The following is a 19,339-nucleotide window of genomic DNA, read 5'->3' as shown; positions in this document are numbered from 1 at the left end:
CCGGTCAAGTGAGTATTGGATCCCACCATTTCGGTTTGTGTCTCAGCAATGGTTGACTTTTCTTCCACCCGCACAAGGATAATTTGTGCCTCAATCCCCTGCGCGCACACGGCTTTAATGACATCAAGAGCTGTGCTTCTTGTCCCAAGCTTTTGGATTTTTTCTGTCTCATGGCTAAAAACTAACACGGGCTCGTTGAGGGGAAAAACTTGGTTGTCAGCATCAGGGGCTGTAACAACCGCCCCAAGGGCGGTCTGATCAAATGTTGCTAAGGGACGTGATTTTTTACATTGATTATCCCTATTGACCTTAAATTATTGTCAAATACACAGAGTTATTCTTTATTTTGAGCTTTTCTTAATTCTGTAATGGGAACACCCCCAATACCCCAATTGTCTGTCTCCACTTCATCAATCACGACAACAGTCGTTTTCGGATTTTTATTCAGAATATTAACTAATAATTGAGTTGCCCCTTCTATTAGTTGCCGTTTCTGTTCAGAGGTAACCCCTTCATTAGTAATTTTAATATTTATGTAAGGCATAAGATCTCCATAATTTACAAATATTGAATAAAAAAGCTCAAATAAATGAACGCAAAAAGATTAAATATTAATACATAATAACTATGCATTTTAAAGCTCGTATCCACCGGTGAAATACGTAGGCTACTGGAAGCAAAAATAGCATTTATTGATACAGGAGAAAGGAGTTGAGCTGCAATAAAGAAGCAAATCCAAACCAAATAATCCGTAACCCCATAAGCCATCGATGACCCTAGTAAGGGAAATGCCAAACTAAATAGCACCATAGGATGAATTCCTACTACACTGAAAATTGGCAATACAAAGAGAATACAGGCATAGTGCTGCCAAACAGAAAGTGATGCCAATGAGTGACTAAACGTCACCGGCAACAAAGGAATAAGCAAATCACAAGTAGATATTAGCAGACTACAACCTAGCAACAACATAATTTCACTGGATATACTGCGTATCACTGCCACCAAAGGAGTCAAAAAATCAATACTGCGTGAACTCACACGCTCAATGACGTATAGAATGCTTGCCGTCAATGCAATGCTTTGTAGTGCATTCAACTTGATAACTGTCAACGCAACGATAAATGTTAGCCAGAAAAATATCAAAAAAATCCAAATTCTTACTCTCTCTCCTTCTTTATTCGCTCTTCTCTCATCGCAAATAATCGGGTTAGCTAGCGGTACAACAGGAGAAAGGCACAACAACAACAGACTGAATAGAAAAAGTGGTATCCCCAAAGCAGCGGATGTGAATATTGGTGTTCTAGGCATAGCAGCGAAAACTGTTGCTGCACCGATGCTGGTCGGCATCAGTACCATCGTGATGCTCATCATTCGCATCACAATAGCGGCCAAATGGCGAGAGGGAAAAACACTTTTCTTCAAGGCATCAATCATTAGGGGGATAACCCCCAAACTCATCGGCCAAGCTAAAAACGCAGTCAGTATCGCGATGGACAGGGTAAGCGAACCCTTTCCATAGCGCATCAACCGTTCAGAGAGAAATTCTGAAATACGCCATGTATTCATCACATGGCGCAACAATCCCATGGCGAGTAATAGCCAAAAGACATCAGTAAAACGCACAAGCACAGTACGAACATCAGGCAAGTGCCAACGCCATATCAGCACTAAAGTACAAGCCAACAGGATGAACACACCACTGCGTGCATTCCCCTTCAACCACCAGTATGGTATCGTCAAAAGCAAATAACCGAAAACAGTCACTCCAGCCAATGGAATAAGAAACCAAGTTCTTATTGAGATAGACATAAGAAAAATGAATAGCATCAGCATCGCCATTATAACGGATACGGAGGACATGCGTATCAGGAAGCTTTTTACATCATCAATGTACATTAATTGTTGAATCTTTGACTGAGTAGCGATTAAGAAGCTGCTCGTACATGTCAGTGACACAGCGCCCTGCGTCCCGCAATGCACGCGAATTAACTAAAGGCCTAGGCAAAATATATGTATAAAAATTAGGCCCCTCTACTGGATTACCGACCACCCATAATGTATTTTGTATTTGCCCTTTAGTGTCTATAGGATGCTGCCGACGGTCAATATCAATACCACCAGGATGATATCCTTGGTTGATAAATGGTCGAATGATGCCCTGAGCAGCCAAATTTTTGATAAAAGGAGACTCATCACGCAACGGAGAAAAACTATCAATCTTGGCCGTGATCAGCACATCTCCATCAACTGAACTGTTTTCATCTTGGAAAACAGACTGAATTTCGAAACGGCTGGTACTAGCATTGAGAACAAGTTTAGGTGAAGGGCCGCCAGCCAAAGTCACGATACCAGCCTCCATCAGAGCCTTCAACTCTTGGTTTCGCTGCATCGGTGGGCCGACAGAAATACGGTTAAAGTTTGGATTAAAATATTCAATAAAGTACTTGTGAGATGAAGACGTTAACCCGCAAAAATCAATTGCTGAACGTAAGATATCACGGACATCTCGTAGCACATCTGTAGCAGCTTTCACTGGGCCATCAACATTACCTTCAGCGGAAGAATGAAGATCGTCCTTCAAATGCTCCATGAAGAATCTTGTATAATCCTTCAAAGAGGCAAATATTTTATTTCGATGAGGATACAGCAACGCTTGAATACACTGCTCGTCTTTGGAAGTAACAACATAGGTTTCAGGGTCTAGCCAGTGCCCCAGCTGCGTACTTCGATAGACATAACACATTTCTTTAAGCAACAGAGGTAAAAGCTGCGTTTCGAAATCCAGCTTCGGAGAACCGTTAGCAATGCTGGATTGCTTACGCAGATGATGTATTGCATCGAAAGTAAGGAATGATGGTATGTATTGCCCACTACCACCCTTTTGATTAATCCCGCGACTACTAAAAGGCAATGTTTGACGGGAGAATAGAGCTATCTTCGGTTCTTTGCCGCTTGGCATGTAGCGCAATTGTCCAGCATTTTCAGTAAAAGTCCCACCGCGACCGTAAGTCAATTGCGACAAGACATCATAGCTAGTTAATCCAATTCCCTGCACCAGCACACGAGACTGAGATTGTATAGAATCCAACTTTTCAATTGGATAAGGATTCGAATAATAGTTCAGAAGAGCGTTTTTCATTTGGTGACCAGCCACAAACTGTTGCAGGCTTTCATCATGCGATGAATATATATTCTTACCGTGACCCGTGGTCATATAAACAAAATCTACACTATAATGACAGCCATCTTCCAAAAGAACATCCGTTTTATTATCTTGGTGGATATGGAGATTGATAACCTTTTGTCGGATCTCCTTAATACGAATACCGGAAGGTAAATCTTGCGTGAGCTCTTGGTAAGCCCAAGACAGGTATTCCCCTAACAAACGACGTGATAAATAATCATTTTCTTTGATTTCTCTCCCAACATTATGCTCTGTACGAGAAAAAACACCGTTAATATTACGATAACCTTGTTGAATAGCCCATTGATAGAAATTCGGCCCTTTACGAATAGGCCCGACACCCTTAACTGTATCATCACCAAATAAAGTAATCTGGCAAGCGACAGTGTTAACCAATAAATGATCTGGCTGATGCACACTATGGGTACCGGTTCCCATCTCATTGGGATCAATCAATAAAATATCAATGTTCCCAGAAAATGGATAATGGGAATAAAGTGTGAGCAAGCGTTCGAGAATACTGATCCCACGAGGACCAACGCCCAAAATAGCGACTGTAGAGTGAAGCATTCTGTAATCTCCCCTATTAGAATAATTTGACTTTCACAAAATGTTTCAAAAAGAATGGAATAAATTCTCTGACTTTTTAGTGAAGATTGCGGGTTTATGAAACGCCAACGACCTTTTTACAAAGACAATATTGACAGATTCCAGCAGCAACAAAAAGCGCTACAGCACCACAGATAACGGAAAGCGCAATGGCATGTGAACCAGACTGTAAAAAACTCGTCAAGAGAGGTCCTAATATTTGGCCAAAACCGTAAGTTAAGGTAGCCAAGCCTAGCAGATTTATGCCATACGGCGCATATAAACGCTTAGCTAACGGCATAACTAAAGAAGTCGTCCCCATAAAAGTAAATCCAAACCCTATACAACTGAGAACGATCAGTACAAGAGACTGACTGAATAATGTCAGTAATACGCATCCTCCTTGGATAAGCAAATTGAGCATCAGACAACGTAATACCCCCCACCGATGGGCTCCCCATAACCAAATGAAACAACTAGGAACAATGGCAATTCCGACAAACGACCATAAGTGGTTAGCGAGTAGTGGGAAATTAAATGTTTTCGCCATCAGAGGAAGATATGTCGCGACAATAATATAACCAAACCCAGCAAGCCCATAAATCAGAGCGAGTTCCCACCAAACGATATTTTCGTGTGCCAATGACTCATTAATAGCAAATTGAGACGCATCAACACGACGTGGAAATAAAATAAACAACAAGAGCAACAATACAACAGATATAAAACCAGCTCCAAACCAAATATTTTTCGCGTTCAGCGATTTACTCAAACCAATAATAACATACTCATTACCCAGCAGAATACCAACTCCCACACCTGCATAGAGCGAAGCAATAACCCACAGCTTGTGACTATGCTGCATAACCGTCATAGAACCAAAAATCATCATTGCTGCACTCGCGATACCGGCAGCAAAGCGGATAAAGAAGACCAAGTAAAAGTTTGTTGTTAACGCCATGGCAAAAATAAGTGCACTCGTCACTATAGCTGCACCAAATAGCATGTAGGGAGCACGGGATATATTCCCAACTCTGCAAAACGAAAAAAACATACTCCCAACTAAATAACCGCCATAATTAGCGCTAGCTATATAAGAAAGTTGCTTAAAGGTAAACAATCCTTCATCCAACATAACTGGAAATACCGGCGTATAGAAAAATCGCCCAATCCCCATCCCCAAAATCATAATAATCATACCGAATACAGCGATTCCGAAACAACTCAAATCTTGACGATTATTTTTCCCCCCCATTACTCTAATCCCTTAACTAATAATTCGCTCATCCGCATTCTATCTCATCGAGAGTAACACTTATCTCAGAGAATAAAAGCCAATCTAGCCATTTGTTTAGGTAGCCAGAGCAACATATTTAACGATTATTGTCAACATTACTGGATCAGTTATATGCATTTCATCGTTTTACGCCCTGCTCCATGTATGATCTTCTCCCTACAAAGCTTCTTTTTCAGAAAAATAATGGCTGAAATTAAGCAGCAATAACAACGAGAAAATCAATAAGCACGCCCCAGTTCAGACAAGACAATATCCCCCAAAGCGACAGCTTCATCAGGTGCGACTAAAATACCCTCACAAGGTTGCGTTATGTTCACATGATGAACGTCCTCAACCATCAAGCGGCTTAGTATCCAACTTAAAGACAGATCACGCCCAAGCCTTTGCGCACGCGCCCATTCTGCTCTTAAATTCTGCTCCGCTCTTTCCAAAACAAAGGAGCCTTCATCCAGTAACAACCAAAAATCAATAGTATTGAAGGGTATAAAGGCTACTTTTAATATAGCTTTGTTTTTTATCAGCAGCAGTAAAAAAGTTTGTGTTTTTTATAAAAATTGAAATTTATTCATTTTTTATCGTATATTTTATGTTATCTTCTTTAAATTAATTAAAAGATCATAGAATATTAAACTGATAGGATGCATTTTTCTCAAGCGGCATTTTTAGAAAAATGTTGATTTAATCAGTGAAGACAAGCAATGAGCAAAGTTATAATTTGAAAAGACAGTATATAATGTTTATGATCAATGATCTAAATTAGAAACATGAATTGGGGGAGTTCGATCTTTCTTACAGTACAGTAGATCAAAAAAAACAGTAGATGAAGTTTAAAATTCACCATCATCCATCATAAGATGAAAGCTTTCATCCCAAGTTTGATTTTTTTAAACTATTTTCTTGTTCTTTCTGTAATATCTAAAGAATATCTTCAAGCACTCATAAGCACTCTTTTAGGTTATCATTTCCATGATCAAAGTAATGGTTATCGAGCTTCCATTCAGGATACTGTTTTGTAAAAGGAAATCATCATTTCAGGATATGGAGGGATTTATGTATTTAGTCACAATGTATCATGCCCCCTTCCTCTTATATCAGAAATTTAATTCTTAATCATAATGACGTGATCAAAACGCACCTTGCGAGACAATCTTTTTAATAAATAAAGTAAAGATGAATTCTGAAAAAAAATTTTAGACGTAAAGTGATACGGAGAAACAGTCAGAAAGAATGGGGGGATTACAAATGTTGATGACTATAAAAAAAGATATCAAAAAATTACCAAAAACCGATTTATGGATCATTTGTGCTATTTCAGCTGATCAGCAAAGAGAATGGATCAGTAAATGGTGTATAAAAAATAAACATACTTCTATAAGTCCTAATTATGTCAATGATCTTGCCGTCCTAGGGTCATTTTACAGATCTAGACAAAATGATTACTACGGAAGCAACAGCCCCACAAGCAACTCCCCTCAAAAAATAACAATCTCATTTATGAGGCTTATGTTGCTTCTCATAATCACTTTACAATTGCATCATTTGCTCTCATTAATACGCTTTGAAGTCCCATATGGACTAAGGGACCTTTTAAATTTTGGGATGGTTATGGAAGCCTTCTTTCCACTAATCCCTGAATGGGGATATGAAACCGCTCCCTTTTCACAGAAAAATATTCTTTTCAATGAAAATTCTTATTGTACAATCTATGGAACAACACAATGAACAGAGCACGCACCCTTGCTCTCACCTATGGATCCTATAATGCTATCCGCATGCTGATCGGCGTTTACCATGCGATTTTTTTAATGTCCATGGGAGTTAGTCTGGCGCAATTAGCTCTGCTTCAGGTTGTCTTTTCCACCACCATTCTGCTGCTTGATTTTCCCTGCGCTGTTTTATCTGACAGATATCGGCGTAAATATTCCGTTATGGCTGGGGTCTTTATGACAGGAGTATTTTATCTTCTATGCCTTCAAGCTCCTAATATGACAGCACTTATTATTGCGCAAATTCTCTATGCAGCGGGCATTTGCATCATTGTCAGCGCCATTGACGGATGGATTTACCATTCTCTAGGCGATAAACAGGATCACTTTTCGCATTATGCTCATCTCTACCACCAGGTTAACTCTTTCGGAAGTATTCTCAGTGGGATTATAGGAATTGGAACGATCTATTACTCTGGACGATATTTTATGGGATATATCATCTCATGCCTCATGATGGGATTTATTTTTTTGATATTCCTTATTGTTCCTGAAGAAAAGAAAACGACAATTGAAACGTCCAAAACAAAAACAATCTTGCACAATGCCAAGGAAACGCTTTGGGTATTTCAAAATACAGTAGGAGGAGCATGGTTTATTTTCCTCATATGCCTTTTTAGCGCTGGTATTCAGATTATTTATCATTTCTGGCAACCGATAATACTTTCAGGGGGAAAAATTCATCACCTCAACGGTTCGCAAATGCTCATCTTGATGTGCTGCCATATTGGAGCCTTTTCAGCACAATATTTTTCAAATTTACTGATGTCTAAGTATCATGTTCTTGATAAAAAATATAAGAATTCTATAAAATATTTTTCCTTCTTTTCTGCACTGATGTGCATAGCGCTCTATTTTTCAGTTCATAGCCATCAAACTGCTGCATCAGTCATCGCCTTCTCTTTAATCCATGGATTTATTTGCACTGTACCGATCGGTGCAAAAAGCTTATTTTTCTCAGAACTTAACCAAAAACAAACGCAGCATATTTCCGGTGTTGTTGGTGCTGTCTCTTTTAGCGGAAGAATATTTTCAATTACAGTATTGAGTATTATTTCTTTTCTTCCTGCAAAAGTTTCTCCATCTTACTACCTAATATTACCGACCATTACTTTTTTCATATGTGGTTTGATTGTCATGAAATGGATGAAACACTCTCAAAAGTCTCTATGATGAGAGGAAAATTTTAAAATTATTACCCACAATGTTTTCTTCTAAAAGAAATCTATAACTTTTTTGAGAGCATTGCCACATCCAACTTTCAATATACAATGCAAATATAAAGCAACACGTTGATTTATAATGATAATATACCAAACGCGAATATTGTAAGATTTTTTCTTTTCAAATCTGCTTTATGGTTGAAACAATCAAAATCATTTGCTAGCACATCATAAGCAAAGAAAGCCGTATAAATAAAAACGATTTAGAAAGGAAAAATGCCTTTTATGAACTCTCATAGTCAAAATCTATAACAACAGGAAGGCAGATATATAATATGCCTCTTTGCATCTTCATAAGTATACAAATGGTGTGGCTTTATAAGGCTTTATATGTCTCACAGAAACTTTTATGTTTTATACCATTTACGAGGCAGCGTCGCAAAATGGGCTTATACACATTGCAAAGATATCTCTTTAAAACAAGTGCATAAATCGGCAACACAAGTATATTTGTGTTTAGAACATGCTTTTTATATGAGAGGCATAATCCCAACGGGATAAACAGAATTCCGATACACAGTCAACTGCTTTTATAACAATAGATGGCGGAGAGGAAGAGATTCGAACTCTCGAGAGCCTTTTGAGCCCTACTCCCTTAGCAGGGGAGCGCCTTCGACCACTCGGCCACCTCTCCAACAGAGAGGCATAAATGGTATCAACAGAAAGTTCAAGACATTTTCGATTTTTTTCCCAAATATCTGAAAATTTTTCTCCTATTGATCCCATAGGAAGCAAAAGTTAATAAAACAAAAATTGTGTCTTTTTTACCACAGCATCTCGAATAGTACATGTATATATTACAAAAAGGTAATTTCATATTTGAAACTCTAAAAAGATTAGTTATAGCTAAAATAACAAGTGCTGCGTATTTTACTTATGTCTTTGTCCTTAATGCGTTAGGCAAATGGTACTCTTTAGAAGAAATTTAACCGGACCTCGGAGATCCCATATGAATATTAAATCCCTCTTTTTAAGCTCTACAGCAGCTTTTTTAGCAATTTCTGGAGCACATGCTGCTTCAACAGTTATCGCCGAACCTGAACCTGTAGAATATATTCGCGTTTGTGATGCCTACGGAAAAGGATATTTTTATATCCCTGGAACAGAAACCTGCATGCGTTTATCAGGAAATGTTCGTACTGATTTTATAGGCGGTGATAATATCGATGCAACAACCGAAACTGAACTAAGAGACAAAAGAAAAACCTATGGCGCATCATCACGGCTCACCCTTGTTTTTCAAGCAGCTTCTGAAACAGAAATGGGAACACTTCGTTCATATGCAAGAATTTATTCAAGCTGGGGTGATGGTAATGATAAAGCTGGTGCAAGGCTTGCAGCAGCTTACATTGAACTGGGTGGTTTTCGCGTAGGTCTTGATGATACAATTTTCAACAGTTGGACTGGTGGTTATGGAAATGTTCTCAATGATGACAGCATCGCACCTGCCGGCACAACACGCACCAATTTTATTTCCTACACCTTTAGTGGTGACTCCGGCTTTTCTGCTATTATCGGCGCTGAATTAGGCAATAATGCAGATTCTCTTCCAGGAATAACAGGATACTACATTGATAAAGATGATAAGCTTGTTTCTATCACGAATGATACTCTTCCAAGTAAAGCAATTAAAAATTACACCCCGAATGTGGTTTTGGGTATAAAGTTTATGCAAAAATGGGGTGGTTTTTCAGCGGTTGCAGCATATGATACTTACTACAAAAAGTGGGCTGGAAAAGTACGTGCAGATTTCAATGTTAACGATCGTTTCAATCTATGGGTAATGGCTGGTTATAAAAATGGACTTGATTACTACACAGTAAATACAAAAAATGAATTATCACGACAAAGCACAACAATTTATGCAAACTGGGGTGGTAAATGGGCTGCTTGGGCGGGTGCCACTTACAAGCTTACTCCAAAAGCAAATTTGAATGCTCAAGTTTCTTATAGTGCTGTAAAAACCTTTGCAACTTCTGTAAATATTACATACACGCTGGTTCCAGGATTTGTGATTACACCTGAATTAACCTATGTTTCTTGGAACGATGATCGCGTTGTGACGGATAAAAATAATGATGAAAAACATTTATTCAATAAGAAAAGTGCTTTTCAAGGTATGATCCGTTTACAGCGTTCATTCTAATCCTATTTAAGCTACAGCTTTTAAAAACTGGCAACATGGTTTGCCAGTTTTTATTTTTGAAATCAAATATCATGAATATCTTTTCCTGATACGTATTGTCTTGTCTCTCGAAAAAAAACCGCCTTAGTTTCATAAAACTACTCTTAGAAGATTAACCTGATATGCTTGATAAGAGCACCTCACACGGGCGTTTACACATCACTTCAAACACAATCTCTTCCTTGCCCTTTAAAGCATGAATAACTCCTTTGCTTTATGACCAAATTGGTCTTTCTTGATAATTTACTTCTAACCTTTGTTAATTTAGGTCATGATCTTCTCAAATAAATTCTACACTGAACAGATAAAATATTGAAAAAACAAGACATCATTGTGTTTTTGATATGCCTGAATGTGTCTTCTATCAACACTCTAAAACACAACGTTTTATAACACTGCTTCATTAAAAAACTTAATCATTAAGAAACATGCTGTCAAAACGATGCAAACATCCCCTAAAGCAATAAAAGAGAAAAGAGATATATCTTCAAAAAAATGAATTGACCTCTTCCCCTTCTAAAGAATAGCCCCCCTATCAGTAGCAATCTGTAAATGCCCCTATTTTCTTGAATCTGCATCACTTTGATTTATAATGATCAATTTATAATTTTGCATGTTTCAATCAACCAAAACCATTCACTTGTACACGACGAGTGGAGAGAGCCGTGTGAATAAAAACGAGTAAAGAAAACCCTTTTATGTATCGTTTTAAGTTCCAAGGGTTGTAGTAACATTGAGATCTAACAAAGTGTACGATAGTGCTAGGCACTTTTATTAAGCATCAAAATGAGGATACACTTCATAGAGGATTTTAGATTATATTCTCTATAAACGTCGCTGTAAAATATATGTTGTGATACACACTAAAAGACATTTCTTTAAAACAAGCATGTAAATATACAATACAAGTCCATTTTATTTGAGGCGTTTCATCCTGCGTAAGGCACATGTTCATCATATACGCAACATCTTGGCTTTATGCGTTTTTAAAGGAAGAAAAATATAAGACAAAGAAACAATAAAATTTAATCTCTGCAAATCATAGAGCTTTCAGAGTTATGTTTCCATAAAACGCCTTATACCGTACATGGGATTTTTTACACGATTAATACCCTTTTTACATAAAGCCAATTGGCAAAAAGCAGCCTTTCCTGATAATAAAAAGGCTTACACGTAATCATAAGCCATATTTTCAATTAAAACACATTGAATTCACGGAAAATACTTATCAACCAATGCATAAAGAATTGCTGCTGTTTCAACATCTAGAATCCCATCATAATTTTCTTGACGAAAATGAAGTTGAAATGCTCGGATCAAATCTTTGTATCCTGTTTGGGTACACGCAGCAGAAATGTCATATCCATAACATTTTAGCTTCGCCAAAACATCTTCTTTGGGTGGCAAATTCTTAGAGAATTGCTCTTGATAATGACTTTTTAGTTCATCATCATACCATGCTCCTATACCTGCGCTATAAAGTTCTCTCCATGGAAAAGCTGCTCCTGGATCACTTTTTCTTCCAATGGCAATATCACTATGTCCCACAACATCTGTTGGCATAATATCAGGATACCGTTGAAAAATATTCAAGGCAAGTTCCTTAACAGCATCAATTTGTATTGGATTATAAGGAGGAAACATACCCCTCCCATCATGATAAGTCGCTAAATTAACGATTTCAATCCCGATAGATGCATCATTGAGATGACTATGCCCAGCCCATGAACTCACACCCGCATGCCATGCGCGCTCATTTTCATCAACCAGATTAAAAATACGCATATCCTTAAAGCCTGCCTCACGATATGTCTGCTCTGAAGGATCAGGAACAAGATAGTGTGCACTAACCTTTTCTCCTGTAAGCGCCATAATCGAGGCTTTAAAATCAATAGCCGTATAATGCATAACGAGAAAATGAACGCGACGACTAAAACTCTTGACAGAACGATAACTGTTGTAATCAATCTGATACATAAAAGCCCTTTCTTTTTTGCTTAAAAAACCACTGCGCATCACAACAGATAGAATACGAACTGTTAAAAAATGCAATAAACTTCCCATCTAGGTACTAAGAATTACGACTAAAATTTGTTCATCAAAAATATTGACACTCTTATCAACAATTAAGACCACATTTTTATTTTTCTCCCACACACGCATAAAATGTTTTTAACCACATTAAATATTTTCCCCAAAAAAATTCCTACAAATTACCAATCAAAAAGAAAACAAAAGCGTAAAATGATCACTCCTTAAATCTTCACGTCTTACAGAAAAAATAGTTCGTCCTGTTATCAAATTGAAAAATATCGCCCCTCGGAAGCGAATACCCAACGATCATGCAATCACACAAAAACTTAAAGGAAAAATTTTATGAGCTCTTTACAGCAATTTATTATCAGATAACGGAACGGGATATGTTCACAATAAAACTCTTCACGGACATATTGTTCAATAAAATTTGCAAAGCTTTCCTGTAAATGACACGACTTCTTGTCTTTTCACACCATCGCTTTTTGATTTACAAAGAATCTCAATTATCTACAACGCTTGAGACACACGAAGTCTCTGGATTCCTTGTTATCAGCGCTATGGAAGATAACATATTGATTTATAATCATAATTAATCATTATAAATATTGAATGTAGCGAGCCTAATATCGTAAAGTTTTTCTTAATTTTGAATCAATCAAAGTCATTCATTTACACATCAAAAGAAAAATTAACCTATAGACAAAAACCACTGAAGAAAAGGATCAAAATACTTCTTATAATAGAACGTTCAATAATTTGAGCAATATTGTTACATCCCCATAGAGTTTCATTTTTTCTTCTCTGTTTTCAAATATCTTTTTAAGACAGCCCAAGCTGCATATTCTTGTAAGACGACACCTAAAAGTGGTCGCGTATAGGGAAAAGTTATACGATCATCACCATAACCTTTCATCCGTATAGTCATGGTAGCATGTCCAAGGCTTTCTGCTTGATTTTCTAATGTCTCCAAAGAAGGCTCTAGGCTCACTTCAACCTCAAGCAGTGGAATATCTTGTTTACCTTTTTCTATGGGCTGAAAATATTTTAAAAGCCACGGATCATTGGCAGACCAATGAACCTCTGCATACATCGCTAATTGTTTACAAGCAGTAGTAACTTCTGCCCCAACTAAATGGGGGTGAAAATGATTTTCAAATTCTTCCACGAAATGTTGTTCCAAGAGCGCTTCTGATTGAGCAACCAGTTGCACCAAAACATAGGGGCTTTTCCATAAAAAATGCCGTTCAAAGGATTCATTTTCAAGATGATCATCAACCCACTGCGCAATGGTACTTTCATCAATTCCAATCAAAGTCCATGCATACTCCGCACGCGATACAGAAAAATATTTCTTCTCGTTGTGTTCTAAATAATTCTCTAAAAGTGCAAGAGCCTGTGATGGTGGACCAGGCAAAACAACAAGCGTACTTCCATCGCAAGAGAGATAAAACCCTGGTGCTGTACCTGTAGGATTATCAAGCACAGTTGCTGTCTCAGGAAACAATGCTTGACGTGCATGACTCTTATCCGCCGTAATCCCTAATCGTTGTAATTGACCTTTTATTGTTTGCCAAACATCTTCATGATGTACCAAAGGCTGCTTTACAGCTTGAGCAACTCCATCGCGTGTTTTATCATCTGATGTTGGTCCCAATCCCCCACTGATAATGATAAGATCTTCTTGTCCAAGACAAGAAACAACAGTCTCACTGATTTGCTGTAATTGATCAGCACAAACAAAATGACGTGTGACTTGAATATTTCTCTTGTTCAAGCTTTGGCTTAAATCTTGTAAGTTCGTATTCAAATATTGTCCTGAAAGGAGTTCATCACCAACAGTGATAATCGCCGCACGATGAACAAAGACAGAATTCATAAGAGAATTGCGAACAGCTTCAGCCATTTGACGGGTAGAGGCTATACCTCCAAGATCATAGGTAACGGTTTTTCCAGCACGAATAACCTGATCAACACTCTCAGACAGTTGTTTTGCTGCATCTTTAAAGCCTAAGTGCTCTAAGAGTAAAGCCGTGGTATAAAGCATCGCAGAAGGATTGGCTTTATTTTGTCCAGCAATACGTGGTGCGCTTCCATGAACAGGTTCAAAACAAGCAATCTCGCTCCCCACATTCACATGAGATGCAAGCCCCAATCCCCCCATTATACCAGAGCCAAGAGTAGAGAGAATATTGCCAAACATATTTTCAGCAACAATCACACCAAACCGCTCTGGCTTGGTTGCAATCCACAAAGCAACCGCATCAACATTCTGAATATCTGCTTCAATTTCCGGATAGTTTTGCGCAATCTTCTCAAAAATTTCCTGAGCAAACTGTCCACTTTCTCGCATAACATTGGGCTTATCAGCAAAAGTAACTCGCCTAAAGCTATATTTCCTTGCATAAGAAAAAGCGTATTCAAATAACCGCTCTAAACCAAAGCGTGTCTGCAAACGGACTGTCCACGCTGCTTCCTCAAGCCCATATTTTGTCAAATTTGGATGTTTTAGCCAAACGGCTGTTTCAGGAGAAATACCCCGAAAATCCAATCCAGCATAAAGGCCTTCACTATTTTCTCTGATAACACAAAAATGAAAAGGTTTTCTCGGACCAAAGATGTATCTTACAGGACGTATATTCGCAAACAAACCTAACTTTTGGCGGAGTTGAAGTGCGGGAGAAACATAGGCAAGGTTTTTCTCTTTTAAATGCGGAGCAAGTTCTTTTAAAGCCGCTTCTTTTCCTTTACGGGTCACAGCACCAAGTAAAATAGCATCACTCTGAGTAATTTTTTGCCAAGTCGCTTGAGGGATAGGATCTCCTTCCCGTTTCCAACATTCAACACCAATATCACCATAAGTTAATTCAATCGGCAATTGGAATTGCTCTAAAACCATCAGCGCAGCATCACAAACCTCTGGTCCTATCCCATCACCAGGTAATACAAGAACTTTCTTTTTCATAGTCCCTCCATCCACTCATCAATGACTGCATCCGTCATAGTAGGATTATCCTCCCACAAACGCGTACCAGCACCAGAGATAATCTTATATTCATGGTTCAGATTATGACTTTTTGTCTGATTATCTACCGTTGCAAGTTGCGACTTTTCTCCCACTAAAGCTAAAAACTTCCCCTTATACTTAACTATTTCATCTCTAGCATCTATTTCTAATAAGAGTTTAAAGCCTCTTGTCATGCGTTCAATTGCCACGCTTTTTTGTTCATCAGGAATCTCCAATAAGGCTCTTTTTTTATAACGCCAGAAGGATGCATAAAACCATTGAGTATTTCCAAAGCCCCCGATAAATCATTATTTTCTAAGGAGGCAAGAATATCTCCAAGGCGCCGTTGCAAAACCTTATCTGGATAGCCAGGCGCATTCACAGCAAGCACAGCTTGAACATTGGGAAGCTGTACTGCCAATATTTGTACCAATGTTCCAGCCATAGAAAATCCCACAAGCACTGCGGGCTCTTTAAAATAGCTTTTAAGTTTTTCTGCCATAAAAGATAAAATGTCTACAGCAGAATAATTGAGAACATGAGAACCCTTAGGAAAAAGAGAAAGCGTATCCAGCAGAGTGACAGGGAATCCTTTTGTTGAACATAGCTTTGTCAATGGAGAACAAAAAACATCACCATCCCAAATTGGCATTACAGGAGAAAGAATAATAATAGGAAGGCTCATTGATCAATTCCTCCCCTTATTTTAAACATGCATTAGAGCCAGAACTTTTCCCACCCAATATAATGAAAATATGTTGAAACTCTAGGCTCATATTCTCCCCCCATAATAATCGATTTGTTAAACTCAAACTAAGCTTGTAACAAATTTTAAACCCACTCAATCCAGCAACTTAATAAAAAAATTCATCTAATGTACAGGTACCCCATTTGTGTAAAACATCAAAAGCATTTCCGCATAATACTTTCTTTTTATCATTTACTCAGCTTATTTCTGAAGTCATAAAATGACGCGCTTTTTGAATATAAATGATAAAACCAATCATACAACACACAGCTAACAAAGTTGCCATAGCCCGTGGGCTATGACCAGAGATTTTTCCGATAACCGCTGCACTGAGTGCCGCACTTCCTAATTGCAAAGATCCCATAACACCAGAAGCCGCTCCCGCAGCTTTCGGATGCGATGAAATAGCCAACGCTGTTCCTAACGGCAATAAAAAACCATTTCCAAAAGTAAGAACAGCAATAGCCATAAAACTTGTCACAAGGGGCCATGGGCTTAGATACATTTGCAAAGCAAACAGCACACCACCTATCACAAAAATAATGTACCCTCTCCCCACAGTTTTTTCCATAGACTCGCGTTCAAAAAACCATCGCGCCAAAAGATTTCCCAAAATATAGGGAAACGAGACACCAATATAGCTATAACTAATGTGTATCGGCGATAACCCCAAAGTCGTGAGTAAAAAAGGCGACTCCACAATATAAGCAAAATAGGCAGCGTAAGAAAAACACGGAATAAGTGCATAAAAAATAAATTGTTTATTTCTGAAAACGCCTAAATATGCCTTCATTAATCCTACAGGAGAAAAATGCTGCCGTTTTTGAGGGGGTAGAGTTTCGCTTAGCACAAAACAACATAGCAAAATGGTCAAAAATATAAAAAAGCTTAAAAAGATAAAAGTTGCCTGCCAATGAAAAGCTTGTATCAAAAGTCCACCAATGAAAGGTGCAAGTGCTGGCGACATTCCAATAAAAGGGAAAACAATCAAATAAAGTTTTCCAGCCGCTTTTTTATCCAACAAATCATTGATAATTGCACGACTTAAGACAAGTCCCGCACAAGCACCAAGACCTTGCAAAAAACGTAACACAAGAAAAGCGTGAATATGAACCGTATAAATCACACCAAGTGTCGTAAATAACCACAAGAATAAGCCCAATAGAAGTGTTTTTTTACGCCCAAAATTATCACTCAGCGGCCCATAAATGAGCTGTCCAAGTGCCAATGCCAACAAAAAAACCGCCACTGCACTTTGAATTTGAGATTGTGTCACTTGATAATATTGACGCATATCGCCCAGTGCCGGTAAAAAAATATCGGTAGAAATCAAACCTCCCGTCGATAAACATACGATAAGTATAATGAATGGTAATGTATATTTATGTTTCATCAGGAAAGTCACATTTCTTAAATTTAAAAATATTTAAATTTTACGTTTATAGAAAAATAATAATTTATATTTATAAATATAAAGCTATTTTAACTTTATCCACAGCGAATAAAATAATCAATTTTCTTTATTCTTTTACTTTATTCGAGAATAATTCATCTTGTTGAGACATAAATCCAGTGTATGATGCGCACGCACACACTCAACACGTAAATAACCACTTAGTTCTTCACTTTATAATTAATTTTAAAGCATAGCAAATCGCAATTTTAAAACTATACGCAAAAGAAGCTAAAAGATCAAACCTCTCCTTCAGAGATATATTTCCCAATCCGAAATAGCGCATTTTGTTGTATTCATGTTGCCCTATATTCATCAGCTTTTTTCATTGATATCATCAACAAAAACGCTTCCAAACTCTATCGCTCTCCATGACAACAACATCACTCTTCCGACAACATCTTTTATCAGAATTGGTTTACAACGCTCAAAGAAAAAAGAAGCCACAAACTCCCTTTCCTCAAAACTCCCCACACAAATATTATTGTAACAATACAGCATATAACAATGCCTCATGGAGAAGTCTTTATCAACACAAATAGTTGAGCAAATAAACTTAATAGCCCACTAATATCATAAAGCAAATTGTGCTTCTATCTCGCTCTAAAATCTAAATTCATCTTGTCCATTTTGTTAGAATTTCATTCTACATAGCCAGCACAAAGTTTATTGCCTAAGCTATTGACAAACATGATATAATAAAAATTTGATAAAATGAATACGATCATAAAAATCCCATCCCTAAAAATCCTATCCTTAGAAACTCAATTTTCTAAACATCTCAAAAACTTTATAAACAAAGTAAATGCAGCCATAAAAAGCATAATGGATGAATGTATTTTAATCGACAGTAAACCCGAAAAATGCACAAGTAACCTTTACACACATACATTTGAAACAGAATCCATGACAACTGCAAATGCAAAAGTGAAAACCTGTAGCACCTATGAACCGATTACAGTTCATAATCCCTACGTCATAAAGGTGGAACGCATGACCTTTACAAAATGCACTTTCTTAATACAAGATGGTCCATCGAACCAAATTTATCTCTCAAATCAAAGTGCTCTTACATCGTATAAAAAAACTGCGGGCGAAACTAAAAAACAACCTTTGGAGAGAATCTCGAAACTTTTGGACATTGTCTCAAAACTTTTCAACTTTCCTCTCTGGTTTTGGGAGTTTTTACTCAAAGAACTTAGAAAAGTTTTCTAGCATTGTTTTGATATAGAGCAATAAGAGAAGGAAAAACAGCTTAGAACACTAATGTTTCTTCCTTCTCTTTTATCTCTCATAGCTTTTTGAATTGAATACTTTTGATATTTATTTTGAATAATTGAAGCATTCTTTTAATTATAAGTACAATATAAAAAATAAAATTTTAGAAGACGTGCTGTTTTTACAAAAAATGGAATAATAAAATAAAGACTCCAGAATTTTACTTTTTACCTTCAAACACAATCAATGATGGAAAAGCGTTTACAAAGTTTTCCTCAGGCAGTATCCAGGACATTACTTGAAAGAAAAAGCATTAAGAGAGCTTACTTTTAAGCTAAGGGGGAAAGATTAAACTTCACAACGACATTCAATCTTTTAAACATTGCAGTACAGAACGGGAAAAAAGAGCCATTCCCCCATAGACCGTTTCCCCCCCATCAACTAAAATTCTCGATAAACTGGTATTATCAGTTCTAGACTGGAGTCATATAAGAAGAATTTTAAGTAATGATCACCGTCTTGTTTTCGATGTTTTCTGTCCTTTTTAGCTGCTCTTTATCCCTTTTGGAACATAATTAGCAAAAAGGCATTGTATCTCCAGCATATTCAAGGAGATAAAACATGGAAACTCGC

Annotated in this window: 10 protein-coding genes, 1 tRNA gene and 3 pseudogenes; 3 read left to right on the top strand and 11 right to left on the bottom strand. The window is 37.4% G+C overall.

Annotation, left to right across the window (positions count from 1 at the left end; all coding sequences use genetic code 11):
• The 6 genes and pseudogenes from ACFIO5_RS08065 to ACFIO5_RS08040 all read right to left on the bottom strand — a co-directional run.
• Positions 1–287: pseudogene (locus tag ACFIO5_RS08065) on the bottom strand (phage tail protein); the annotation flags it as partial.
• Positions 288–334: 47 nt separating this feature from the next.
• Positions 335–544, bottom strand: coding sequence for a 2-hydroxymuconate tautomerase family protein (locus ACFIO5_RS08060; protein ID WP_375607418.1), 210 nt, complete (start codon positions 542–544; stop codon positions 335–337).
• A gap of 14 nt (positions 545–558) precedes the next feature.
• Complete coding sequence (locus tag ACFIO5_RS08055; RefSeq protein ID WP_375634781.1) at positions 559–1,830, bottom strand: hypothetical protein; 1,272 nt, start codon at positions 1,828–1,830, stop codon at positions 559–561.
• Positions 1,831–1,888: 58 nt separating this feature from the next.
• Positions 1,889–3,757 carry an FAD/NAD(P)-binding protein gene (locus ACFIO5_RS08050; RefSeq protein ID WP_375705210.1) on the bottom strand — a complete coding sequence of 623 codons (1,869 nt, stop codon included), beginning with the start codon at positions 3,755–3,757 and terminating at the stop codon, positions 1,889–1,891.
• Positions 3,758–3,851: 94 nt separating this feature from the next.
• Positions 3,852–5,030, bottom strand: coding sequence for a YbfB/YjiJ family MFS transporter (locus tag ACFIO5_RS08045; protein WP_375705209.1), 1,179 nt, complete (start codon positions 5,028–5,030; stop codon positions 3,852–3,854).
• Positions 5,031–5,290: 260 nt separating this feature from the next.
• Positions 5,291–5,539 (bottom strand): annotated as a pseudogene (locus tag ACFIO5_RS08040) (baseplate assembly protein); the annotation flags it as partial.
• Between the two features lie 781 nt (positions 5,540–6,320).
• Between ACFIO5_RS08040 and ACFIO5_RS08035 the strand changes: the two are divergent.
• Positions 6,321–6,794, top strand: coding sequence for a hypothetical protein (locus tag ACFIO5_RS08035; RefSeq protein ID WP_375637042.1), 474 nt, complete (start codon positions 6,321–6,323; stop codon positions 6,792–6,794).
• Positions 6,791–8,011: an MFS transporter gene (locus ACFIO5_RS08030; protein WP_375705208.1), complete on the top strand. Its 1,221-nt coding sequence runs from the start codon at positions 6,791–6,793 to the stop codon at positions 8,009–8,011. The genes ACFIO5_RS08035 and ACFIO5_RS08030 overlap by 4 nt, the downstream gene beginning before the upstream one ends.
• Positions 8,012–8,604: 593 nt before the next feature.
• Here ACFIO5_RS08030 and ACFIO5_RS08025 read toward each other — a convergent pair.
• Positions 8,605–8,695, bottom strand: a tRNA-Ser gene (locus ACFIO5_RS08025).
• A 315-nt stretch (positions 8,696–9,010) separates the two neighbouring features.
• Here ACFIO5_RS08025 and ACFIO5_RS08020 point away from each other — a divergent pair.
• A complete protein-coding gene (locus ACFIO5_RS08020; RefSeq protein ID WP_375705207.1) occupies positions 9,011–10,207 on the top strand; it encodes a porin in 1,197 nt (398 codons plus the stop codon).
• Between the two features lie 1,251 nt (positions 10,208–11,458).
• Here the strand turns inward: ACFIO5_RS08020 and ACFIO5_RS08015 are convergent.
• From ACFIO5_RS08015 to ACFIO5_RS08000, 4 genes and pseudogenes are all read right to left on the bottom strand, one after another.
• Positions 11,459–12,223 carry an N-acetylmuramoyl-L-alanine amidase gene (locus ACFIO5_RS08015; protein WP_375643440.1) on the bottom strand — a complete coding sequence of 255 codons (765 nt, stop codon included), beginning with the start codon at positions 12,221–12,223 and terminating at the stop codon, positions 11,459–11,461.
• An 847-nt stretch (positions 12,224–13,070) separates the two neighbouring features.
• The gene (locus ACFIO5_RS08010; protein WP_375637039.1) at positions 13,071–15,245 is read right to left on the bottom strand and encodes an isocitrate/isopropylmalate family dehydrogenase; all 2,175 of its coding nucleotides are present in this window, start codon (positions 15,243–15,245) and stop codon (positions 13,071–13,073) included.
• A pseudogene (locus ACFIO5_RS08005) lies at positions 15,242–15,972 on the bottom strand (alpha/beta fold hydrolase). Before ACFIO5_RS08005 ends, ACFIO5_RS08010 begins: the two are co-directional and overlap by 4 nt.
• Positions 15,973–16,231: 259 nt before the next feature.
• A complete protein-coding gene (locus tag ACFIO5_RS08000; RefSeq protein WP_273791533.1) occupies positions 16,232–17,428 on the bottom strand; it encodes a multidrug effflux MFS transporter in 1,197 nt (398 codons plus the stop codon).
• Positions 17,429–19,339 lie beyond the last annotated feature (1,911 nt).

Source organism: Bartonella sp. AA86SXKL (genome assembly GCF_042196885.1).
The sequence above is the reverse complement of the archived record's forward strand: the minus strand, read 5'-3'. Positions and strand labels throughout refer to the sequence as shown.